The sequence below is a fragment of the Limihaloglobus sulfuriphilus genome (genome assembly GCF_001999965.1).
GTDB lineage: Bacteria > Planctomycetota > Phycisphaerae > Sedimentisphaerales > Sedimentisphaeraceae > Limihaloglobus > Limihaloglobus sulfuriphilus.
On the sequence record NZ_CP019646.1, the window covers coordinates 2,789,215 to 2,812,519 of the forward strand.

The 23,305-nt window shown below is 45.1% G+C and carries 28 protein-coding genes; 20 read left to right on the top strand and 8 right to left on the bottom strand.

Annotated features, from left to right (window positions below; genetic code table 11):
* The first annotated feature begins 110 nt into the window (after positions 1-110).
* The 16 genes from SMSP2_RS10670 to SMSP2_RS10745 all read left to right on the top strand — a co-directional run bounded on the left by SMSP2_RS10670 (position 111) and on the right by SMSP2_RS10745 (position 13,786).
* On the top strand, positions 111-1,445 hold the full coding sequence (locus tag SMSP2_RS10670) for a sigma-54 interaction domain-containing protein (protein WP_146683932.1): 1,335 nt from the start codon (positions 111-113) through the stop codon (positions 1,443-1,445).
* Positions 1,446-1,662: 217 nt separating this feature from the next.
* On the top strand, positions 1,663-2,052 hold the full coding sequence (locus SMSP2_RS10675; protein ID WP_146683933.1) for a NifB/NifX family molybdenum-iron cluster-binding protein: 390 nt from the start codon (positions 1,663-1,665) through the stop codon (positions 2,050-2,052).
* A gap of 90 nt (positions 2,053-2,142) precedes the next feature.
* Positions 2,143-2,505, top strand: coding sequence for a DUF5320 domain-containing protein (locus tag SMSP2_RS10680; RefSeq protein WP_146683934.1), 363 nt, complete (start codon positions 2,143-2,145; stop codon positions 2,503-2,505).
* A 214-nt stretch (positions 2,506-2,719) separates the two neighbouring features.
* Positions 2,720-2,920: an FmdB family zinc ribbon protein gene (locus SMSP2_RS10685; RefSeq protein ID WP_146683935.1), complete on the top strand. Its 201-nt coding sequence runs from the start codon at positions 2,720-2,722 to the stop codon at positions 2,918-2,920.
* 11 nt (positions 2,921-2,931) lie between these two features.
* Positions 2,932-3,804, top strand: a complete 873-nt coding sequence (locus SMSP2_RS14905; RefSeq protein ID WP_186804688.1) for a NifB/NifX family molybdenum-iron cluster-binding protein — start codon at positions 2,932-2,934, stop codon at positions 3,802-3,804.
* Between the two features lie 24 nt (positions 3,805-3,828).
* A complete protein-coding gene (locus SMSP2_RS10695; RefSeq protein ID WP_146683936.1) occupies positions 3,829-4,056 on the top strand; it encodes a hypothetical protein in 228 nt (75 codons plus the stop codon).
* Positions 4,056-4,940, top strand: a complete 885-nt coding sequence (locus SMSP2_RS10700; protein WP_146683937.1) for an ATP-binding protein — start codon at positions 4,056-4,058, stop codon at positions 4,938-4,940. Before SMSP2_RS10695 ends, SMSP2_RS10700 begins: the two co-directional genes overlap by 1 nt.
* Positions 4,941-5,024: 84 nt before the next feature.
* Positions 5,025-5,384, top strand: coding sequence for a DUF362 domain-containing protein (locus SMSP2_RS10705; protein WP_146683938.1), 360 nt, complete (start codon positions 5,025-5,027; stop codon positions 5,382-5,384).
* A gap of 75 nt (positions 5,385-5,459) precedes the next feature.
* Positions 5,460-6,350, top strand: coding sequence for an ATP-binding protein (locus SMSP2_RS10710; protein WP_146683939.1), 891 nt, complete (start codon positions 5,460-5,462; stop codon positions 6,348-6,350).
* A gap of 188 nt (positions 6,351-6,538) precedes the next feature.
* A complete protein-coding gene (locus tag SMSP2_RS10715) occupies positions 6,539-7,210 on the top strand; it encodes an Mrp/NBP35 family ATP-binding protein (protein WP_222566332.1) in 672 nt (223 codons plus the stop codon).
* 61 nt (positions 7,211-7,271) lie between these two features.
* On the top strand, positions 7,272-8,216 hold the full coding sequence (locus SMSP2_RS10720; protein ID WP_146683940.1) for a radical SAM protein: 945 nt from the start codon (positions 7,272-7,274) through the stop codon (positions 8,214-8,216).
* Between the two features lie 176 nt (positions 8,217-8,392).
* Positions 8,393-9,043 carry a hypothetical protein gene (locus SMSP2_RS10725; RefSeq protein WP_146683941.1) on the top strand — a complete coding sequence of 217 codons (651 nt, stop codon included), beginning with the start codon at positions 8,393-8,395 and terminating at the stop codon, positions 9,041-9,043.
* A gap of 55 nt (positions 9,044-9,098) precedes the next feature.
* Positions 9,099-9,560 (top strand): ribose 5-phosphate isomerase B, encoded by a 462-nt coding sequence (gene rpiB, locus SMSP2_RS10730; RefSeq protein WP_146683942.1) that lies wholly within the window; start codon positions 9,099-9,101, stop codon positions 9,558-9,560.
* Positions 9,561-9,614: 54 nt separating this feature from the next.
* Positions 9,615-10,427 carry a ZIP family metal transporter gene (locus tag SMSP2_RS10735; RefSeq protein ID WP_146683943.1) on the top strand — a complete coding sequence of 271 codons (813 nt, stop codon included), beginning with the start codon at positions 9,615-9,617 and terminating at the stop codon, positions 10,425-10,427.
* 47 nt (positions 10,428-10,474) lie between these two features.
* Entirely contained in the window at positions 10,475-12,337 is a 1,863-nt protein-coding gene (locus SMSP2_RS10740; protein WP_146683944.1) for an ASKHA domain-containing protein, read from the top strand.
* A 144-nt stretch (positions 12,338-12,481) separates the two neighbouring features.
* Entirely contained in the window at positions 12,482-13,786 is a 1,305-nt protein-coding gene (locus tag SMSP2_RS10745; protein WP_146683945.1) for an MFS transporter, read from the top strand.
* Between the two features lie 350 nt (positions 13,787-14,136).
* On the opposite strand, the gene fabF is transcribed toward SMSP2_RS10745, so the two are convergent.
* The 8 genes from fabF to SMSP2_RS10785 form a co-directional block, all read right to left on the bottom strand.
* Complete coding sequence (gene fabF, locus SMSP2_RS10750; protein ID WP_146683946.1) at positions 14,137-15,381, bottom strand: beta-ketoacyl-ACP synthase II; 1,245 nt, start codon at positions 15,379-15,381, stop codon at positions 14,137-14,139.
* Positions 15,382-15,400: 19 nt separating this feature from the next.
* Complete coding sequence (gene acpP / locus SMSP2_RS10755; RefSeq protein WP_146683947.1) at positions 15,401-15,646, bottom strand: acyl carrier protein; 246 nt, start codon at positions 15,644-15,646, stop codon at positions 15,401-15,403.
* A 118-nt stretch (positions 15,647-15,764) separates the two neighbouring features.
* Complete coding sequence (gene fabG, locus SMSP2_RS10760) at positions 15,765-16,502, bottom strand: 3-oxoacyl-ACP reductase FabG (RefSeq protein WP_146683948.1); 738 nt, start codon at positions 16,500-16,502, stop codon at positions 15,765-15,767.
* 109 nt (positions 16,503-16,611) lie between these two features.
* Positions 16,612-17,541: an ACP S-malonyltransferase gene (fabD, locus tag SMSP2_RS10765; protein WP_222566333.1), complete on the bottom strand. Its 930-nt coding sequence runs from the start codon at positions 17,539-17,541 to the stop codon at positions 16,612-16,614.
* 88 nt (positions 17,542-17,629) lie between these two features.
* Entirely contained in the window at positions 17,630-18,631 is a 1,002-nt protein-coding gene (locus SMSP2_RS10770; protein ID WP_146683951.1) for a beta-ketoacyl-ACP synthase III, read from the bottom strand.
* Positions 18,621-19,652, bottom strand: coding sequence for a phosphate acyltransferase PlsX (gene plsX / locus SMSP2_RS10775; protein WP_146683953.1), 1,032 nt, complete (start codon positions 19,650-19,652; stop codon positions 18,621-18,623). The genes SMSP2_RS10770 and plsX overlap by 11 nt, the downstream gene beginning before the upstream one ends.
* Positions 19,653-19,654: 2 nt before the next feature.
* Complete coding sequence (gene rpmF, locus SMSP2_RS10780) at positions 19,655-19,840, bottom strand: 50S ribosomal protein L32 (RefSeq protein ID WP_146683955.1); 186 nt, start codon at positions 19,838-19,840, stop codon at positions 19,655-19,657.
* A gap of 237 nt (positions 19,841-20,077) precedes the next feature.
* A complete protein-coding gene (locus tag SMSP2_RS10785; protein WP_146683957.1) occupies positions 20,078-20,878 on the bottom strand; it encodes an META domain-containing protein in 801 nt (266 codons plus the stop codon).
* 158 nt (positions 20,879-21,036) lie between these two features.
* On the opposite strand from SMSP2_RS10785, the gene SMSP2_RS10790 reads away from it, so the two are divergent.
* The 4 genes from SMSP2_RS10790 to SMSP2_RS10805 are packed head-to-tail and all read left to right on the top strand — an operon-like array spanning position 21,037 to position 23,237.
* On the top strand, positions 21,037-21,282 hold the full coding sequence (locus tag SMSP2_RS10790; protein ID WP_146683958.1) for a type II toxin-antitoxin system prevent-host-death family antitoxin: 246 nt from the start codon (positions 21,037-21,039) through the stop codon (positions 21,280-21,282).
* Positions 21,272-21,649 carry a type II toxin-antitoxin system VapC family toxin gene (locus SMSP2_RS10795; RefSeq protein ID WP_146683960.1) on the top strand — a complete coding sequence of 126 codons (378 nt, stop codon included), beginning with the start codon at positions 21,272-21,274 and terminating at the stop codon, positions 21,647-21,649. The genes SMSP2_RS10790 and SMSP2_RS10795 overlap by 11 nt, the downstream gene beginning before the upstream one ends.
* Before the next feature lie 55 nt (positions 21,650-21,704).
* Positions 21,705-22,382 carry an endonuclease III domain-containing protein gene (locus SMSP2_RS10800; RefSeq protein ID WP_222566334.1) on the top strand — a complete coding sequence of 226 codons (678 nt, stop codon included), beginning with the start codon at positions 21,705-21,707 and terminating at the stop codon, positions 22,380-22,382.
* Positions 22,383-22,391: 9 nt separating this feature from the next.
* Positions 22,392-23,237 (top strand): TIGR02757 family protein, encoded by an 846-nt coding sequence (locus SMSP2_RS10805; RefSeq protein WP_146683962.1) that lies wholly within the window; start codon positions 22,392-22,394, stop codon positions 23,235-23,237.
* Positions 23,238-23,305 lie beyond the last annotated feature (68 nt).

Consider the following 23,305-nt stretch of genomic DNA (forward strand, 5'->3'; position numbering starts at 1 on the left):
TATCAACCTGCATTCGTAACACATTTGAGATAAACATCTTACTGCCCCTTCGCGGGGGACCAAATAAACCGTAGATTGCAAAGGTTAACAGAAACTGTATAATTATATTGATGAAACATGAACCTGTTCAACAAAAAGATGTAATTTTAGACAGTATTGCTGATGGTGTCTTCACTGTTAATAAAAACTGGCGTATCACGACCTATAACCGGGCCGCCGAGCAGATAACCGGAATACCTCGTCGAAAAGCAATAGGTTTGATTTGCAAAGATGTTCTGCGTGCCGATGTCTGTGAAAACAACTGCGCCCTGAGGCACACAATGGATACAGGTGAACCGGTAATTAACAAGCCTGTTTGTATAATAAGTGCGCAAGGCAGACGCAAATCCATTACAATATCCACCGCCTTGCTTAAGGACAAAAAAGGTCAGGTTATAGGCGGAGTGGAAACATTTCGGGATATGACTGTTGTTGAAGAACTGAGAAAGCAGGTCAAAAAACAGTACAGCTGCGAAGACATAATCAGCCGCAACCACAAAATTCAGGAACTTTTTGACATTCTGCCGCAGGTTGCCCAAAGCAATTGCACAGTTTTGCTTGAAGGCCAGACTGGAACAGGCAAAGAGCTTTTCGCCAGGGCTATTCACAATCTGAGCCCCCGCAAAGATAAGCCTTTTATCGCCGTTAACTGCAGTGCACTTCCAGATACATTGCTCGAATCTGAGTTATTTGGTTACAAAGCCGGCGCCTTTACCGATGCGAAAAAGGACAAACCGGGCCGATTTGCGTTGGCAGAGGGAGGCACCATTTTCCTGGATGAAATCGGTGAAATGTCCTCGTCCGTTCAGGTTAAACTTCTAAGGGTGCTTCAGGAAAAAACTTATGAACCAGTTGGCGCCGTTTCTTCTGAAAAAGCAAATGTACGGATTATCACCGCGACTAACAAAGATGTAGAGGAGCTGGTTGAGAAGGATATGTTCAGGGATGACCTTTATTATCGAATCAACGTAGTTAAACTCTGCCTTCCGCCTCTGAAGGAAAGAAATGAAGATATACCGCTTCTTGTTGATCATTTTGTACATAAATTCAATCAGGTTTACGACAAAAACATCTGCTGCCTAAGTGACAACGCAATGGCAGCACTTATGAGTTATGAATTTCCCGGCAATATAAGGGAGCTTGAAAATATTATTGAGCACAGCTTTATCCTTTGTCACGGCGACGTTATTGAGGCCAAAGATTTGCCCCCGGCAATCCAAAAAGATGTCGGAGGCAAGGATCAAAACCTTGACAATTTCAGGACTCTCAGACAGATGGAAGCTCTGATGATAGAAAGGGCTTTGAGTCGTAATGGAGGCAATCGTACGGCGGCAGCAAAGGAATTGGGGATAAATGCCAGCACACTTTTCAGAAAACTAAAAAACATCAATTCTACCAGCAAATAATTTTCCTGCCCCTTCGTCCAACTTTTAACACTGTTGCATATTGCACGGAACTATTTCAATTCAGTATTGCAGTACGCAATTAAAATTGATGCGGCATTTCTTTTACAGAACTTCTCTAAATTCGTAAGCTCTTTAAATACACACACTTACCAACCACGCCCCCTATTCGTAGAATATTAGGCACAGAAGTTGCATAAAAGAAGTATGGAGATTGCTTATGAGAATTGCAATATCAATTTGGCAGAATAATGTTTCGAGCGTCTTTGACTTTGCCAATAAACTTCTGCTCGTCGAGTTGGAAAACGGTAAAGAAAAAAACCGTAAGGAAGTTTTTTTGACAGAGCTAAGCGGACAGGAAAAAGCAATTAGATTGAGGCGGCTGAATGTTGATGTGCTCATCTGCGGGGCAATCTCCAGGTCGTTGAATGATGTCTTGAACAGCTCAGAAATTAAGGTGCTGCCCTTTGTTACAGGCAGGACAGAGCAGGTTTTGGATGCATACAAAACAGGACTGTTGTATCTGCCAAAATATGCCTTGCCCGGCTGCTGGAAAGGTGCCCGCAAAGGTTTTGACAGCCGGCAAGACAGACATAACAGAGATTTATAAGAATATTTTTCATTGCCTTGCGAGGCCAACAGCTGTCCAAAGTGTGGAACAAAAATGACAAGAGGTTAACTTTTTTGAAAGGAGACTATTATGCCAGGTGGCGATGGAACAGGTCCCGGAGGAATGGGACCAATGACAGGTAGAGCCGCGGGTTTTTGCGTCGGCTATTCAGTGCCGGGTTATGCAAATCCTGTTGGCGGACGTGGATATTTCGGCTGGGGCCGCGGCGGAGGCTGGGGTCGCCGTAACTGGTTCTATGCAACCGGTCTTCCAGGGTGGCAAAGAGCTGGATACGGCGTACCGGCATATAGCCGCGCAGGGTTTGCGCCAACAGCTGCACCACAGCAAGAGATAGACGCTCTCAAAGGCCAGGCCGAATACCTTGGAGATACGCTTGATGGGATACAAAAGCGTATTGAGGAACTAGAAAGCCAGAAAAACAGCAAAGAGTGAGATTAAGATAGCTGCGAATTTAGCTATCTCAGGCTCTTAAGGGATTTATGGGGATAGTGGTTCGTATAATGCACGGCACTATCTCCAGCTTTATCGGTAGATTCAGCCCTTTATTGCAGGGCTGTACAATAAGGTGGCAAGTGTTTGCCATCCAGTATTTAAGACCGCTGTATTTTTAAGTGAAGCTGTAACTAATTCATGAGGAGTTAATTTAATGCCGATATTTGAATACAAATGTAAAAAATGCGGTGCAAAAAGTGAATTTCTGGAAAAATCCGGCAGTTCAAAAAAACATAAGTGTGAAAAATGCGGCAGTGACGAGATGCAGAAAGTGGTTTCAACATTTTCTGCAGGCAGCAGCTCAAAATCTACGCAAAGCGGCAGTTGCCCAACCGGAACATGCCCATTAAGTTAGAAAGGAAACTAATGAAAATTGCAGTAACCTCAGCAGGGCCCGGGCTCGACGACCAGGTGGAGACTCGATTTGGTCGCTGCTTATATTTCTTGATCATTGACACCAATACGATGCAGTTGGAAGCTATTGAAAACCCAAATACAGTATTGGGCGGCGGCGCGGGCATTCAGTCTGCTCAGCTAATGTCGGAAAAAGGTGTAACCACTGTGTTGACCGGCAATTGCGGCCCCAATGCCTTTAGTGTTTTCGGCCAGGCGGGGATACAGGTTATAGTCGGTGTAAGTGGAATGGTCCGCACTGCCGTTGAAGAATTCAAAAGCGGCAGCTTATCCTCTGCATCCGGGCCAAATGTGGCCAGTCATTATGGTATAAACGCCCCACCTCAAACTCCCGCAGCAAATGAACTCTCGGCAACTGACACAGGAAGTCAAGGTTTTGCAGGTGCAGCTTTTGGAATGGGCGGCGGCCGCGGCATGGGCAGAGGAATGGGCCGCGGCATGGGTATGGGGCGTGGTATGGGCATGGCAGCTCCGATGGATATGCCTCGGGGCGGATATGAAACAGATGTCACGGAGGATACCGAAACGCAAACCCCGGAGCAGGAATTAGCCGCACTAAAACAGCAGGCCCGGATGTTAGAGCAGCAAAAACAACAGCTGGACCAAAAAATAAATCAGCTTGGCGGCGGGCACAAAGCAATTGCCGTGGTTCAGAAGGATAAATGTAATGCTTGTGGGATTTGTGCCGATGTCTGCCCAAACAACGCCATTACTATACAAAAATATGCTGTTGTCAACCCTGAAGTTTGTACCGGATGTGCTTTGTGTGTATCCGGGTGCCCCAGTGGTGCAATTATAATTGCCCGGCAGAATATCGAGAGCTAAGAAGAATAAATCAAAGGAATTATAATGCAGAAAACATACGAACCAAAAGAGATAGATACAGGATTTCACCCGAAAGGTTTCAGAATAGATAAAACAACATCCCCTATCAATTTCTACACTAAGTGGCAGATATCCGATGATGGCCGCTGGCACGATTGTAAACCGGTTGATTTTGATTTACTGCCTCCGGAAGGCTGGCTGAAGTGTGATGGCTTTGATTGGGAAAAAGATTTGAAGCAAAGGATGCCCTGATGAAGATAGCAATTGCAAGCGGTAAAGGCGGAACTGGCAAAACCACCATTGCCACCAACTTGGCATATTCTATTTCTCATAATGGGTACAAAACCCAATATCTGGATTGCGATGCAGAGGAACCCAACGGCCATATATTCCTAAAGCCGCATATTGATGTCAGTGAAGATGTTACAATTGGTGTACCTGAAGTTGACCATACGAAATGTACAGGCTGCGGGAAATGCGGTAATCTTTGTCAATACAGTGCAATCGTATGTATAAAGGGTAAGGTCTTGGTCTTTGAGCAGCTTTGCCATTCGTGCGGCGGATGCATGGCAATTTGCCCGGAAAATGCCATAAGTGAAAAACAACGCAAAATAGGTATTGCCGAATCAGGAAAATCGAATGAGATATTCTTCACCCACGGTAAGTTAGAGATTGGAACTATTCAGACAACTGTATTGATCAAATATGTAAAGAATAAAGCGAGCGGAAATCGTGTCTCTATCATAGATGCCCCGCCGGGAACATCATGTCCCGTGATTGAAGCGATAAAGGGGTGCGATTTTGTATTGCTCGTCACTGAACCGACTCCTTTCGGGCTTAACGATCTTGAATTGGCGGTGGGTATGGTAAGAGAGCTGAAACTGCCGTTTGCCGTCGCAGTAAACAGAAGCGATATTGGTGATGATTCGGTTGTAAATTACTGTCAGAGAGAAGACATAGAAATTATGATCAAAATCCCCAATGACCGTAAAGTTGCTGAAAGCTATTCACGGGGTATTTTGATGGTAGAGGCAATACCGGACTATAAGCAAAAGTTTTTGAAGTTATATGAAAATGTAAAAAGAACGGTAGATAATCCAAAAACTGCCGGGAATTTATATGCAAACGAAACCTAATAACTGGAATCTCGTAAAACGGCAGAGAGAAACCTTTAAGTTAAAGAAAATTAAAGAAAAACAAACATTCAGGAGAATTAAAACATGCCATGGGTAAATCAGGATTTATGTGTAGGCTGCAGCATTTGTGTAGATGAATGCCCGGTAGATGCTATAACAGAGCAAGAAAACCGTAAAGCTGTTATTAATGACGATCTGTGTATAAGATGCGGCAAATGCCATGATTTATGTCCGCAGGACGCGGTAAGACATGACAGCGAAAGGATTCCGCAGGAGATTGAAGCAAATCTGACAAAGACAAAAGATCTTTTAAGGTATTTTGAGACGCCGCAGGAACAGGACCAGTTTTGTGAACGGATGATTCGCTATTTTAATAAGGAAAAAAAGGTCGCTGAGATGACAATAGACAAAATAAAAGACATAAAAAATGTCATCAGTAAATAATAACCACCGGATAAAAGTTAAACTCTATAGCAATTTGCAGTTATGTAACGGCAAACCAGCAAGGAAATTTGTTACATGAAGGAATTAGTAGTAATAAGCGGTAAAGGCGGAACAGGCAAGACAAGCATAACAGCGGCCTTTGCCTCTCTGGCACAGGACTTTGTTTTAGCAGACTGTGATGTGGATGCAGCGGATTTACATTTAGTTATGAATCCTAAGATAAATAATAAACAGGATTTCTCCGGCGGCAGACAAGCCGTCATTAAAGCCGGAGAGTGCATCGGATGCGGCGTGTGTTTTGACATGTGCCGGTTTGGGGCTATCAGCCTCAATGGACCTGCTAATGAGACAATAAATAAAACATATACTGTTGACCCTGTATCATGTGAAGGCTGCAATGTCTGTGTTGAATTTTGTCCGGTTGGGGCTATTGAATTCAAAGACGCGATTAACGGTCAGTGGTTTATATCAGAGACCAGATTTGGCCCAATGGTACACGCAAAACTTGGCATTGCTCAAGAGAACAGCGGCAAATTAGTGACATTAATTCGCAAAGAGGCTAAAAGAATAGCAGAAGAACAGATTAAAAATTTATTGATTGTTGATGGCTCTCCAGGTATTGGCTGTCCTGTGATTGCCTCAATAGCCGGTGCAGATCTGGTTCTTGTGGTTACAGAACCCACGCTTTCAGGGATTCATGATCTTGACAGAGTCATGCAGCTTACATCAAATTTTGGTATTAAAACTCTGGTTTGCATAAATAAAGCAGATATAAATCTTGAGATGACAGAACGGATAGAGGAAGAATCCCAGGCAAAAGGCACAAAGGTTATCGGAAAAATACCTTATGACGAATCCTTCACAAAGGCACAGATAATGAGAGCAACTCTGATTGAATACACCGGCGGTGAAATTGCTGAGAAAGTTAAATCAATGTATCGGGAAATCATATATGCCCTGGGGTGAGGACATCCATAGAATGATAAATCGATCAAACAAGAACTGTGATTTTGAAGAATCGGCCGCCCTGTTCAAATATCCGCGGGCGGCATCTGGGCAGAACAGCAAAAGACAGATATAGTTAAGAACTTCAAAAATTAAAAATACCCGTACAAGAATGAAAAGTGCCGTAAGGAAACAATAAAGGAACTAACATGGCTACGCAGGCTTCACAAACACAGCAAGAAGATATAAAAAAACAGATGAAACTTGAACAAGAGCAAATCCGTGTTCGGATGAACATGATAAAAAATAAAATTCTTGTCCTTTCCGGCAAAGGGGGTGTCGGAAAAAGCACGGTGTCGGTGAATCTGGCGATTTCACTGGCACTTCAGGTAAGAAGGTCGGGTTGCTCGATATTGATATTCACGGTCCACATGATTAAACAGTTTTTAAAAGATGTTCAGTGGGGACAACTGGATTATCTCATTGTTGATTCACCTCCGGGAACCGGTGACGAACCCCTCTCAATAGTACAGCTTCTTGAAAGTTGTACCGGAGCCGTAATTGTTACCACGCCGCAGGAACTGGCGTTATCGGACGTGCGGAAAGGTATTACCTTCTGCAGAAATCTCAATGTAAACGTTCTGGGAGTAATAAAAAATATGAGCGGGTTTATCTGCCCCAAATGCGGCAATAAGACTGATATATTCAAGTCAGGCGGAGGTGAAAAAATGGCAGAAGAAATGGGGGTTCCTTTTCTGGGCAGAATACCTATAGACCCTGCAATCGTTGATGCCTGTGATTCCGGAAAGCCCTATATTCAGCAATACAAAGACAGCCAGACAGCTTTGGCTTTTAAGCAGAGTATTGTGAACTTTATTTGATAAATAAATACCAGAGAAGTCCGCAAACGGATAAATCATAATTGTAAAAGAAAGCTATGAAATGGAAAATGATACGAACAATAAAAAGCGCAATTACATTTTCGGCCCGGTTCCTTCCCGAAGACTGGGAAGGTCACTTGGAGTTGATCTTGTGCCTTTTAAAACCTGCAGTTATGACTGCGTATATTGTCAGCTGGGCAGAACCACAAACAAAACCACCCAGAGAAAAGAATGGGTTCCTTTGACGGATGTTATAGATCAGCTCAAAGACCATCTATATTTGAAGCCTGATTATATAACACTTTCCGGTTCCGGTGAGCCAACCTTATTTTCCAAGCTTGAAGAGCTGATTCTTAAAATTAAAGAAATCTCTGATACTCCCGTGGCGGTACTAACCAACGGCTCATTGCTGTGGCTGCCGGAAGTAAGATATGCCTTGAATAATGCTGATATGGTTATTCCTTCACTTGACGCTGGAAGCAACCGTGTTTTTCAGTATGTCAACAGACCCCATCCGGATATTACGTTCAGTAAAATGCTTCAGGGGCTTGTGGATTTCCGCAGCTTTTTTAGAGGGCAATACTGGTTAGAGGTATTCCTGTTGGCCGGAGTGACAACGCCGCAGGCTGAAATCGTCAAATTAAAAAGCTGTATAGATTTAATACAGCCGGACTTAGTCCAGATAAACACAGTTACCCGCCCCCCGGCCGAAGATTATGCCGAACAAGTGCCAAAAAACCAATTAGAGGAGATCGCCATTCAATTATTTGAGAGAGCGGAGATTATTGCCGATTACAGAAACGTTCACAAAGAAGAGGACTTCACTGCCAGACGTGAGGACATACTAATACTGCTGCAGCGCCGGCCGTGTTCCATTGAGGATATTGCAGCGGGGCTGGGCCTTCATCGAAACGAAGTTGTTAAGTACATAGAAGAGTTATCTGCTGAGGGCAGGATTGAAACAAAGCGGCAAAACCAGATGCTTTATTACAAGGCTTTAACATAGCAGCCCGGTCAATATGTATGCAGATATCAACTTATTGAGGTTTATTCTGCAATAAAACAAGATACCAGCTGAGAGCATTTACAAAGATTTTTTTGAGTCATACTGCTGCTCAAAACTGGTGGCTAAGACTAACGCAAAAGCAATATACGATAATTATGATTAATGAGGTAAAGACAATGGTTAATGTAATAATAAAAGAACTGGGAAATCATGCTCCCTTCACATTTTTTGGAGCTTTTACCGGTATTATAATTATACTTTTTTCCCAGAAACTGCCCCACAATATTTCATACAACATATTTTATACACTTCACCCCATCCATGTTGTTCTGAGCGCACTCGTCACCGCATCAATGTATGAGCTTCATACCTGCAAACACATAAGCGGTCAATGCTTTAGAGGCAAATGCAATCTGTGGGTTCTATTAATTATCGGTTACGTCGGTTCGGTTGGCATTGCTACCATCAGCGATTCATTAATACCCTACATCGGAGAAGTTTTACTGAATTTGCCTAATAGAGAGATTCATATAGGATTTATTGAAAAATGGTGGCTGGTAAATCCATTAGCGTTGCTGGGAACAGCCTTAGCTTGTTTTAGGCCGAGGACAAAATTCCCGCATGCCGGACATGTCCTGTTAAGTACGTGGGCATCACTATTTCATATCATAATGGCCATAGAAGGATCTCTGAATTGGTATTTATATGTGGGTATTTTCCTGTTTCTTTTTTTGGCGGTGTGGACACCTTGCTGTCTAAGCGACATTGTTTTCCCGCTTTTGTTCGTTAAAGAGGATAATTTTTTTGATTCGCAGGCTGATAAATGACCATAAACGAAATGTATTCCTGGAATTGTAATTTCAGATACAGGAGTGATTTAAAATGAAGATTGGATTTGGCAATGATCACCGGGGATTTGAAACCAGAAAATCAATAATAGGTTTTATCAAACAACTGGGTCATCAATGCATTGATTTTGGATCCGACAGCAGGAATCCTGTGGACTACACGGATATAGCGTACGCAGTGTCAACATCTGTAGCAAAAAAAGAGATTGACATGGCTGTATTGGTCTGCTCCACCGGGATGGGTATGTGTATAGCCGCCAATAAAGTAAAAGGAATAAGAGCAACTTTTTGTATGGACCAGATGAGTGCCGAGATCTCAAGACATCACAACCATTCAAATGTCTTATGTCTTTCAGCGGATTTAGAGGATGAGAATCTTATGCACAAAATAATAGAAACCTGGCTGAAGACCAAAACAGGCGGCGGCAGGCATAAAAGGAGAGTGGACAAAATAAGAGAAATTGAAGAATGTCACGATCCTCGAGAGTTAAAATGACTAAAATTAAACAGCGTATCGTTTATTTTCAACCATAATCACTGACTTATGCATATGTTAACTTATTTACAACAATTTAATCCTGTCTTTCAAGCTCTTGTTGGCGGTTGTTTTACCTGGGGTGTGACCGCCCTTGGCGCAGCGGCGGTCTTTTGCACATTAAAAGTTAATAAAAAACTTATGGATTTTATGCTTGGTTTCGCAGCTGGTGTTATGATCGCGGCCAGTTTCTGGTCACTGCTTGCACCTGCCATCGAAATGTCTAAAGAACTGCCAATTCCATCGTGGGTACCTGCTGCTGTGGGATTTTTCCTTGGCGGACTGGTGCTTAGGTTAATAGATATGGTACTGCCTCATCTGCATGGAGGTCTTTCTGCAGGGCAAGCGGAGGGAATTAAAACTTCCTGGCAGCGTACTACGCTCTTAGTTCTTGCTATTACTTTACATAACATACCAGAAGGATTAGCTGTAGGAGTGGCGTTTGGAGCAGCATCTGCAGGATTGCCGTCGGCAACTCTGATCGCGGCTGTTGCACTTACCATTGGTATCGGCCTTCAAAATTTTCCTGAAGGATTGGCAGTTTCTATGGCACTTAGACGCGAAGGGATATCTCGATTCAGGGCTTTTTGGTATGGGCAGTTGTCCGGACTGGTGGAACCAATTGCGGCAGTTGCCGGGGTTTTAGCTGTTGTAACCATAAAATCGATTCTTCCGTATTCCCTTGCTTTTGCCGCGGGCGCGATGATATTTGTTGTTATAGAAGATGTTGTCCCTGAATCGCAAAGGCATGGAAATATCGATCTGGCCACCGGTGGTGCTATGATAGGATTTATTGTTATGATGATACTCGATGTGGCCTTGGGTTAAGAAACACTTAAGAAAAAATAATAAAAACTATAAAAAGGAGCTTTATCATGTCAGAACAACAACTTCGTGTTATATTTCAACCTTCCGGACGAAATGTTTTTGTATTGCCTGGAACCAAGATAGTAGAGGCCGCGGGCCGGGCAGGTATAAACATAAATATGCCTTGCGGCGGCCAGGGAACCTGCGGAAAATGCCGAATTCAAATCACATCAGAGGAGAAAACAATCCCTTGTCAAATTGAAGAAGATATATTCAGCCGGGAAGAATTGAAGATGGGCTGGAGACTGGCCTGCCAGACATCCGTCCAGAATAATATGACGGTATATATACCTGATGAATCGCTGATTATTGCAAGCCAGAAGATTCTTACAAAGGGACGCGGGATAGAGAAAATTCAAACCAGACCGGCGATAAGCAAGAAATATGTCGAGCTTACTGAACCAACAAGAGAAGATAATAAACCAGACGTTGAGCGGCTAAGCAGGCAAATAGGCGAACATAAACTGGGATTGGAACAATTAAGAAAACTGCCAAAGTTTCTGCGTGAAAATGAATTCAAAGCTACAGCAGTTTTAGCTGACCATATGCTTATTGGTCTGGAACAGGGCAATACCGCAAATCAATGCTACGGTGCCGCATTCGATATTGGCACCAGCACAATTGTAGGTTCTTTGATGGATCTCTGCAATGGTTCAGAAATAGCTGTTACTTCCGGAATTAACCCTCAGGTATCGTATGGTGATGATATCTTATCAAGAATCGAACATGCCTCTTCCTGCGATGACTGCCTTGATCAGTTACGCATACAGGTTATTACCACCATCAATAAAATGATTGAGAGTATGTGCCAGGGAAAAAGTATTCACCGGGAACAGGTATATGAACTGGTTATCGCCGGCAATACTACAATGGAACATCTGCTTTGCGGCATTGACCCTTCAAGCCTTGGAAAAGTGCCTTTTGTCCCGGTACATTCAAAGGGCATGATGTTTTCTGCCAGTGAGCTTGGCATATCAATTAACCACCGGGGATTGGCTTATCTTTTCCCTATAATCGGTGGTTTTGTTGGAGGCGATATCACGGCAGGAATTCTTGTAACAGAGCTGGCTTGTGAAAAACCCCCTTATTTACTGGTTGATGTTGGCACTAACGGCGAAATAGCAATCGTTAAAGATGAAAAAATCTGGGCTGCATCCACTGCGGCTGGACCTGCCTTCGAAGGTGCCAGAATAAGCTGCGGTATGAGAGCTACCCATGGAGCAATAGAGAAAGTCATTTTTGGCGATGACCTCCACTGCAGCACCATCGGCAATGCAACTCCGGTAGGTATTTGCGGCAGTGGTTTGATTGATTTAGCAGCCGAACTGTTGAAAAACGGCCTTCTTTCTACGCACGGGCAATTATTGCCTGAGGATCAAGTCCCTGCTCGACTCTCCGATGCTATTAAGAGAAGAATTAGAAAGAGCGAAAACGGCCAGATTTCATTTCTTGTTTATGAGCAAAACAATGGCCGCAAAGATCTCAAAGTTGTTCTCAGCCAGAAGGATATCAGAGAGCTTCAGCTCGCTGTCGGAGCCATCCGGGCAGGTATAGAGATAATGCTGCGAAAGACTGATACTAAAGTAGAAGACTTGGAAAACATATTTATTGCCGGCGGTTTTGGCTCATTTATAAGAAGAGCCAACGCCCAAAGAATCGGTCTTATACCAAGAGATGTATCACATAATAAAATCAGCTTTATCGGCAACAGCTCTCTGGAAGGCGCTCAGTTAGCTCTATTATCCACCAATGCCCGTCACAGAGCAGAGGAAATAGCAAAAGCGGTAAATCATATTCAACTTTCGCTCGACATGGACTTTCAGGCTGAATTTGCAAACGCTATGATTTTCCCTGAATATCAAAATAATTAATCGAATAACAGCAGCGTAATGCAAGTCACTTAAACCAAAATAAGATCGCAAGTAAAGGCTTGCTGATTCTTTAAGAAATGTTATAATCTTATTTGGTTTGTCTTTTGTGAAATTTAATTTTAAACGGATCCAAAACCAGTTTTAATGAGCATGGTTTCAACACAGGGTATTACAGAATCAAAAGCCCATGAGCATCAGCAAAGAAATATGCTGGCTGGTATCATTCATGGAACGTTTTTCAATATGGCGCAGGCTTTTGCAGAACCTTTTGCTTTACTGCCGATTTTTCTCTCTGGTTTTACATCATCAAAGCTGGCTATTGGTTTGATAGTTGGAGTGATGCAGGCAGCTGCTGTACTGCCGCAACTGCCTATTTCCCGCTTTTTGCGACGTCGGCCGCATACTGCAAAACCGCTAATGCTTATTGGTATTTGGACACGATGCGGCGTATGGGGACTATTAGGTTTTTTAGCTGTTACAAGTTCACAAAAAAGTGTTTCTCTTCTTTGGGCGACCATAATTCTTATAAGCACATACTCTTTTGCCGGTGGAATTGCAAATCTTCCTTTCAACAGAATAATCAGTGAAACGATAATGCCAAATAAAAGGAGCAGCTTTTTTGGATGGAGGCTGTTTTTCGGCGGCTTTATGGCAATGGCAGCCGGTTTTGTGGTAAAATACGTGCTTGGCAGTAACAAGATGCTTTGGCCTAAAAATTTTGGCGTTCTGTTTCTGCTTTCCTTTGTAACGTTGATTATTGCTTATACTGCCATGTCCCTGCTGAGGTTTCCAAATGAGCCGGCTGGTGAATCTAAAATCATAGGCCCCTCGCTCTGGCAGGAATGCTTGCACGTTTTCAATATTTATCCTGTGATGAAAAAACTGGTGTTAATCGAGCTTTTGACTTACAACATGGCTCTTGTTATGCCTTTTTTGACACTTTTCGCGACTCAAGATCGAAATATTCCGTTGAAATACGTAGGAATTTTCATAATCTGTATAAAACTTGGTGCGATGCTCAGTAACCTTTTATGGATGCCTATTGGAAATAAAGTTGGTACAAGAATACTTATACACATCGGTATATCAATGGCTATCGTTTCTCTGCTGCTGATGATATTCGCAAATAGTGTCTTTATGTTTTCACTGGCCTTTGTCATTACAGGTCTGGCCTCAAGCGCACTTATGGTCGGCTACAATGGCTACATATTGGAAATAGGACCAGAAGAAACCAGAGTTTTGCTGGTGGCAATTAAGAGTACTATGCTTCTGCCGCTTTACTTTATGCCTATGCTCGGCGGATTTATTGCCGACAAATTGGGGTATCAATGCTTGTTATTATTGGGATTGCTAATCTTTTCTATGGCTTTATTTCTGGCACTAAACCTGTGTGAACCCCGCAAAGGCGACAAAGCATGTGGCCCCTGCCTGGGAAATGAATTAACCTGAATTCCTCATTTGAGCGGCGAAATTGGTTTGACTTTGCTCATATTTTACCGTCATCGCGGCAATGTAACAATCGAGCCAAGTGAGAAGATGTTGTACTTGTCAACCACTCATGAGACCGCTGAAAGACTCCAGATTTAGCCCTATTTGCTCTTTCAAAAGTGTATAGAATTTCTGGTTTGGCGAAATTTGCCGGACAGGTGTAAGCCAATCGGGACAAAATCGGAACGTAAAATCGCTCATTTTCTGTGTAAGAACTTCAAACTCGTTTACTTTGTTCATAAGTGGTTATTATTCAATAACCGGCAAGGCCGCGGAGTCTGAGCTTATCAGGAAAATCAACTTTTAACCGCTTATACTCTGCCGATGATGAGGGTTGCGTTGTGCCCGCCGAAACCGAGTGAGTTGCTCGCGGCGATATTGATATGCTGCTGTCTTGATTCGCCGATAACATGGTTCATATCGGGGCCGCATTTCTCGTCAACCTCTGTGGTATTAGCCGTCAGAGGAATTATGCCCTTTTCGATAGTCTTTGCGGTTATGATCATCTCAACCGCCGCACTTGCCCCGAGAAGATGCCCTGTACAGCTTTTTGTCGAGCTTAGTGCGACCTTTTTGGCATGATCGCCGAATACACTCTGTATCGCCATCGTCTCGGCAATGTCGTTGAGCTCAGTGCTTGTACCGTGGGCATTGATATAATCTATCTCGTCAGGGTTGACTTGGGCATCCTGCATTGCCAGTTTCATGCCGCGTGCCGCACCCGAACCGTCCGGCAGCGGCGCGGTTATGTGGTGCGCGTCGCCTGTCGCGGCATATCCAAGAACCTCGGCATATATTTTCGCGCCGCGTTTTACAGCGTGTTCATATTCTTCAAAAATCAGAACCCCGGCGCCCTCGCTCAGTACAAATCCGTCACGTTCAACATCAAACGGCCGTGATGCCTTTTCCGGGTCATCATTGCGGGTGCTCAATGACCGCAAGGCACAGAACGAGGCCAGCCCTACCGGACTGACCGCCGCCTCGGAGCCGCCGGTTACAACGACATCCGCCCTGCCGAATGCTATCTGGTTATAGGATTCGCCCATAGCGTGTGCCGCCGAGGCGCATGCGCTTATGACGCACATGTTGGGCCCTTTAATTCCAAGCTGTATGGAAACGTTGCCGCTTGCAGCGTTGCCCATAAGTTTAGGCACGCAGAAAGGAGAAACCTTTCCGGGGCCCTTTTCCAACAGCCTTATATGTTGAGCCTCTATCTCAATAATTCCGCCGATACCGGTACCGATGATTACCCCGCTGCGAAGAGCCAGCTCTTCGTCAAATTCAATACCGCTGTCTTTTGCCGCGGTAATCGCTGAGGCAACCGCGTATTGACTGAACGGGTCAAGCCGCTTAGCCTCTCTGTGGTTTATGTAATCATCCGGATTGAATGTTTTGACTTCGCCGCCAAACCTGACAGGATAGTCGGTCGTATCAAATCTTTCGATTGGGGAGACTCCACTCTTGCCGCTGCAAACATTTTCATAGAGTGTGTCCGCTGTTTCTCCAAGGGCTGTTACACAGCCCATACCGGTTATTACTACTCGACGTTTATTCATAATTAAAGAGATTCTAATATTACTTTTCGACTACTGTCATTATATAATCAACAGCTGCGCCGACCGTCTGGATCTTCTCAGCTTCTTCATCCGGAATGCTCATACCGAATGCGTCTTCGAATTCCATTACCAGCTCTACCGTATCAAGTGAATCTGCATTGAGATCATTGATAAAAGATGTTTCCGGTGTTACTGTTTCCGCGTCAACGCCCATCTGCTCGCTTACTATCTCGATTACTTTTTCTGTAACTTCATTACGGTCCACTTTGACTCTCCTGAAATATTTTAATACTATTCTTTTTTACTTTAATTTCTATTAACGTAATTTCAATTTGGGCGGTAATATACCCAACCGCCATTATTTTGCAACAAAAATATATTTTTTACATTGCCATTCCGCCGTCCACGCACAAAACCTGGCCGGTGATATAGCTGCTGTTATCGTCTGCAAAGAAAGCCACAGCCCGTGCGACATCCTCCGGCTGACCGTATTTACGGGCAGGAATTACCGCTTTGGCGGCGTTTTTTACCACGTCGGGCAGGTCTTTGGTCATTTCTGTTTCAATAAAGCCCGGAGCGATGCAGTTTGAAGTAACGTTTTTCTTTGAAACCTCACGTGCGATACTCTTGCTCATACCGATCAGAGCGGACTTGCTCGCGGCGTAATTGGCTGAGCCGGCCTGGCCCATAACTCCTGCAACAGAGGCAATATGCACCAGTCTGCCGAATTTATTCCTGACCATAGAACGCAGCGCCGCCTTGGTTGCCATAAACGATGCCTTTAGATTAACGTCGATGACCGAATCAAAATCAGCCGCGTCCATCTGCATCATCAGTTTATCGCGTGTGATGCCGGCATTGTTGACCAGAATCCCGATACCCCCGTGTTCGGCGGCAAGTTCCTCGATCATTGCAACAAGTTTATCGGTTTCGGTGATGTTTATACATTTAGTGATAACATCGTAACCTGCGTCTTTACAGACACTTTCGAGCTCTTTGAGGTTGTCCTCATTCATATCGAGACCGGCTACCTTACGTCCCTGTTTGAGCAGTTCCAGCACGATCGCCCTGCCGATGCCCCTGGCGGCACCTGTTACTACTGCAAGTCTTTGTTCTGACATAATTTAAATCCTATATTCTAAGTTCTTAACTTTTTATCTGTCGTTTCTTGTTTCAATTTCAAATCTGATATTACAAATCTCAGATTCTTAATTCTCAATTCGTAATTCTTCAAAGAATCGCGTCAATCGCCGCGGCATTGCTGAGATTGACAACTTTTTTCTTCCGGTCTATTTTTTTCATAAGTCCGGTCAGAACTCTGCCCGGACCGATTTCATAAAAATTCTCACACCCGTCAGCAAGAAGCCGTTCAACGCATTTCTGGTAAAGAACGGACTGCGTAAGCTGCCTGCACAAGCCGTCTCTGACGCTTGCTGCGTCTGTATAGTATTCAGCGTTAACATTCGCTATAACCGGCACTTGAGAGTCCTGGGCTATATCGCAGTCCTTTAATGCTTCTGCAAGTTTATCCGCCGCCGGCTGCATCATAGAGCTGTGAAATGCGCCGGCAACCTTAAGCGTTACCGCTTTGAGGGCCCCGTACTGCTCGGCAAGCCTTGCCGCCCTTTCACAGGCGCCGGTGCTGCCGGAGAGTACAATCTGGCCGGGGCAGTTAAAATTCGCGGCCGTCAACAGCTCACCCTGGGCAGCCTCATTGATAACCTGCTCAAGTTTATCCTCATCGAGCTTGAGCACGCTTACCATGCCGCCCTCGGAGGCATCTGCCGCTTCCTGCATCGCTTCGCCGCGTTTCTGGACGAGCTTTAGCCCGTCTTCAAAAGATATCCGCCCTGCCGCGTAGAGTGCTGTATATTCGCCAAGGCTAAGCCCCGCACATACATCGGGCTCTACAGTGTCTGCCGCACCGTTTCGTATAACCTCAAGCACTGCCGCGGACATCGTGAATATCGCCGGCTGAGAATATACAGTTGAGTTCAGCTTATCCTCTGGGCCGTTAAAACAGATATCTGAGACCGAATAGCCCAGTACCTTGTCGGCCTTTTCAAAGACAAACGCCGCCGCGTCGAATTTTTCTGCGACGTCCTTGCCCATGCCGACTGACTGAGCACCCTGTCCCGGGAATAAAAATGCTGTTTTCATAATAATAACAGTTACAATTTAACAATAAATCACAATAAGAACAAGGGAATAACAAATCAGCTTTTCCCATGCTCCGTATTCTATATTCTTAAAATTTTATAAGAGCCGAAGCCCACGTAAGGCCGGCACCGAATGCTATAAGTATCGAGTAATCACCCTTTGTAAGAATCCCCTGACGGACGCACTCATCCAGGGCGATCGGAATAGACGCAGCTGAGGTGTTTCCGTATTTGGCGATATTGATATAAACCTGATCTTCGCTAAGCCCCAGCCGCTTTGACGATGACTCTATAATCCTGGCGTTCATTTGATGGGGGATTATCATTTTTATCTGGCTTTTATCAAGGTCATGCGACTTTAGACAGAGATTAAACTCATCTACTATAGTCCGCACCGCGAGCTGGTAAACCTCACGCCCCTGGAGCTTCATAAACTTGTCGCTTTCATCTTCGAGCGGTCTGCTCACCGGATATCGTGAGCCGTAGGCCTTGCAATAGAGCGACTCCCAGCCGCCGCCGTCAGCTCCGCAGTTTGTATAAAGGACGCCCTTTGATGTATCATCAGTGCGGCTGACAACCGCAGCTCCGGCACCATCGCCAAATAAAATACAGGAGGTACGTTCATTATAATCAACAATCGTGCTCAGGGTTTCAGCGCCTAAGACAAGTATATTGTTATACTTACCCATCTTAACAAACGCCTCTGCAACACTGAGCGAATACAGGAACCCGCTGCATGCGGCCTGGAGGTCGAATGCAAAGGCATTTTTCAGCCCCAGCGCCTGCTGAACAAAACAACCGGTTGAGGGAAAAACCATCTCCGGCGTTATTGTGCCTATTATAACAGCTCCGATTTCTTCCGGCCCGAGCCCTGCCATCTCCATGGCGTTGCGGCACGCCTCGATAGAAAGGTACGCAGTTGTTTCATTTTCATTCGCAATGCGGCGTTCTTTTATGCCGGTTCGTGTGGTAATCCACTCATCACTGGTGTCAACCATTTTAGAAAGGTCGGCATTTGTTAGAATTTTATCCGGCACAAATGAGCCTGTGCCGCTTATATATGCACCAAAAATTTTATTATTACTGCCCATTAGCAGCTCCCTGGTAATTCGATTTCTCTAAGAAGTCAACTATTTTTTCGTTGAGATGTTCATTCCTCAATTTCTCTGCCGCTAATATTGCATTGCAGATACTGCGGCCCACACTCGAACCGTGACAGATAATCGAAGTTCCATTAACCCCGATAAGCTGTGCGCCGCCGTACTCATGATAGTCGTACTTTTTGAACATGACTTTAAAAGCACTCTTAAACTTGAGTGCTAAGAGTTTTATTATAATACTCTTACAGTTTTGTATCTCTTCTTTTACAACCTTTACTATGTTGGCTATAAGCCCCTCGGAGACTTTCAAAATTATATTGCCGACAAACCCGTCGCAAACAGCAACATCGCAGACACCTTTAAACAGGTCATGGCCCTCTATATTTCCTATAAAGTTAAGCCGTTTATCGCCGCGTAAGAGATCTCGTGTTTTCTTTACCATCTCGTTGCCTTTGCTGTCTTCTTCGCCGACACTTATAAGGCCTATTCGGGGCTTTTCAATGTTATGCATCATCTCCATGTAAAGACTCGACATAACCGCATACTGGTAAAGGTTTATGGGTTTACATGAAACATTAGCCCCCACATCGCACACAGCCACAGGGCCGCCGGAGGTTGGCATTACAATCGTAATTCCGGGCCGGTTGACACCGGGCAGATTACGCATACGAAGCTGACATGCCGCTACACAGGCGCCTGTATTACCCGCAGACACAACCGCATCCGCCTCGCCGTTTGCGGCAAGTTTAGCCATGACTGAAATCGAGTTATCTTTCTTGTGGCGCAGCGCAATAACGGGGGACTCGTCCATGCCAATCACTTCTGATGCGTGTACAAGTTGTATCTTACCTGACTCAATATACTTAGAAGGAATTCTTTCCTTGAGAACAGATTCATCTCCAATAAGAATAATACTATCCCCATCTGGAATCTGATCAACGGCCATCAGTGCGCCTTCTATATTGACATCAGGGGCGTTATCCCCTCCCATTGCGTCAACGGCAATACGCATCTTTAGTCTTCGTTCTTACTCAAATCCAGACTTATTTTGCTGTTGTGATAGCCGCAGTTACCGCATGCAGCGTGAGGCAGCTTTGACTGGCCGCACTGACTGCACAGAGAGTAGTTCGTCGCCTTCAAAGCGTGGTGTGCTCTGCGGGTGCGAGTACGCGATTTACTGGTTTTTTTTGTTGGAAGCATATCAAATATTCTCCATATACTTATTATAAATATTACGACCGGACTTTTGTCCGGCCAGATTTTTGTTCACCTAAATTTATCTAATTAAACAACTTACGCAAAATCTTCCACTTGATTTTACGTATAAAAACTAAAAAGAATACGTCTTAATAGCCTAATACACGCACTTTGTCAAGATTTTTTTCTTTCTCTTAAAAAGCAAATAAACGGCACCAGACGGCAACAAATTCACAGATTTCATTCTGTTGCCGGCGGCGAGGCATCTTCATAGAGCTTTTGGAAAACTGCTTTGAGCCGGCCTTTGCCGTACAAATGCAAAGTATCACCGATGGCCAGCGCCAGATCCGAGCTCTGCACCGCGGCGAGAAAATCCTGTTCAAATGCCAGGCCGGGGCCTGCCATGCGGGTTGCGGCGAGATTCCCCAGCTCGATATAACCGCCGCCGAGACGTTTAAAAGAACCTGAAAAGCGGTTTACTCCGGCAAAGCCCGCCAGCCTGCCGGTGTTTGGGTCAAACTGAATATAAACACTGTCTCCGTCTGGAATTGCATTTTTTGACCCTGCCAGGTGTTTGATTTCCCATCGCGAATTGTCGAACGGATCCGACAACACCGCAAGATGGTAATCCACCGGCTCATCCGACCCCTGGTATGACATTCTGAGCTTGCCCTCGGCGAACTCTATTGTATATAATAAGATTCTCGGATCATCTTCGCCGGGAACCTGCATTGCGAATGAGAGCATCCGCCCGTTTATCATCCACTTTACGCCATGCATATTGGAAACGTTTATCAGAACGAGATTTAAGTCCGGCGCAAGGTAAAAACCATCGTATCCGCCATCGTCCGTGAAACGTATCCATGCGCGGCCGCTGATATCATCCCACGTCACGTCGCCGCTTTTGCGTACCGGCTCTATCGGGATAACTGTCTTAGAGCTGCTCTGCTCCAATGTTTTATCGCTCTGCATCGCCTCTTCACAGCCGCCTACAAAAAGAAACGCCGGCAGAATGAGAATACATATAATAATATGTTTCATTGTTAAACCTCTACGTTTATACAAATTAGAATTTAGAAATCAATAACCGCTCTATTATACATTATCAGCAAATTATTTCACCAAATCTTTAAAAAATCTTTATTTTCGACCGACATAGTGTACATTATATGTGTACACTTAACAGAAAGGATACACTTATGAAAGCCTCAATTTTAGACATGAGAAAACACATGAGCAAGGTGCTTGCCGCTCTGGACAATAATGAAACAGTAAAGCTGACCTATAGAGGAAAAGAAAAGGCCAAAATAATCCCCACAACTACACGCCGGACAACAGACCTGACAAGCAGCGAGGCATTTGGGCTCTGGGCCGACAAATTTGATGACGATGATGTCGAAAAAGTTGTCAGGGAAATCAGAAAGGGACGCCTCGATGCTTTTTGACACAGATATTCTCATATGGTATCTTCGAGGCAGCTCAAAAGCCGCGAAGGTTATTGAGGACACTTCAGAGAGGCAGATATCAACAGTAGTGTACATGGAACTCCTGCAGGGTGCCAGAGACAAAAAAGAAATTAAAATAATCCGGGCATTTCTTAAAGACGCGGGTTTTGAAATACTTCCTCTAACAGAAAATATCGGACACAGAGCCAGTGTTTACATGGAAGAATACTGCTTAAAATCAGGTATGTGCATGGCCGATGCGCTGCTTGCTTCTACTGCGGTAGAAAACCAGCTGGCGATTATCACCGCCAACCGCAAACATTATAAAGCCATAACAGAATTAGAATTAAAAGTGTTCCGGCCCTGAAAATGAAAAATAAATCATTGAATATAAGGACAAATCCGCGAAAAACGTTATCATAATGGCCATGATAACAGCTTACGGAAAGAAATTTGACTTTAACGCCGTCATGGCCGCCCTTTTAAAGGCGATGCCCGGCTATGATGTGCCTATTGTTACACTTATAGCGGTACAGGAAAAGGACCCGTTCAAAATACTTATGTCCGCCATCCTATCCACCCGCACAAAAGATGAGACGACCGCCGCGGGCTCGCAGCGGCTATTCGCCAAAGCCCCGAATGCCGAATCGCTCAACAGCCTCCCGCTAAAACAGATCGAAAAGCTGATATACCCGATCGGCTTCTACCGCAACAAGGCGATTGCCGTCAAATCCGCGGCTAAGCGGATACTCGAGCAGCACGGCGGCAAGGTTCCCGAGACATTGGAAGAGCTGCTGGCTTTCGACGGTGTCGGCCGCAAGGTGGCAAACCTGGTTCTCGGCGAAGCGTTCGCCACGCCGGCGATATGCGTGGATATACACGTTCACCGAATCAGCAACCGTATGGGGATTATCAAGACCACAGACCCGCACAAAACCGAGCTGGACCTGGAGAAAATCCTGCCGCGTAAACACTGGATCCGATACAACACCTGCCTGGTAGCCCACGGCCAGCACACCTGCAAGCCGATATCGCCATTCTGCTCACAGTGCGTCATAAAAGACCACTGCAAACGCGTCGGCGTCGAGAGGAGCAGATAAGAAGGGAATATGAACCGGATATCTAACAATCTGCCGCAAATACTTGAATCGCTTTACCATACTTACAACCGCAGGGAGTATATCGCCAGTGATCCGGAGGAATTCATCTACGAATATCCAGAGCCGGCGGATATGGAGACTGTCGGGTTTATAGCGTGCTGTTTCGCTTATGGACGCGTGGCGCAGTTCAAGAAGGCTTTGCGGTTTGTGTTTGAGCAGATGGGCACATCGCCCGCCGCGTTCGTACACGATTTCAGGCAGAATCAGCGGAAAAGGTTCGCCGGCTTCAAGCACCGGTTCAACACGGAAAATGACCTGTGCGACATGCTGACGGCTCTGAGGCACATTCTGCGTGAGCACGGCAGCATTGAGAGCTTCTTCGCCGGCTTCTACAAAGAAACAGATGCCAACATTATACCGGCAATGACAGGTTTTTGCGGCGAGTTCGCACGGCTTCGAGAGCGGCTGTGCAAATCTCCGGCTGACAGGGGTTTTGGATATCTGATACCCGACCCTGCTAAGAAAAGCCCCTGCAAGCGGATGAACATGTACCTGCGATGGATGGTCCGCGATGACGCGGTTGACCCGGGACTGTGGAAGAGCATACCGGCATCAAAGCTGATTGTGCCGATGGACACGCACCTGGCGCGTATCACCGGAATACTCGGTTTTCACGCGGCAAAGACAGTAAATCTCAAAACCGCGGTTGAAGTAACCGGCGAATTTGCCAGAATCTGCCCCGAAGACCCGGTGAAATACGATTTCTGCCTCAGCCGCATCGGCATAGTAGAGGGCTGCACCGGCAAGCCCTCAGAATTCTGTCCAAAATGCGGCCTGAACCCCTTCTGTGGATAAGAACGGATATTTTGAAAGGCCAACTTTGCATGTAGATTAATCCTTAGTCATGCCCGTATGCTCCCTGG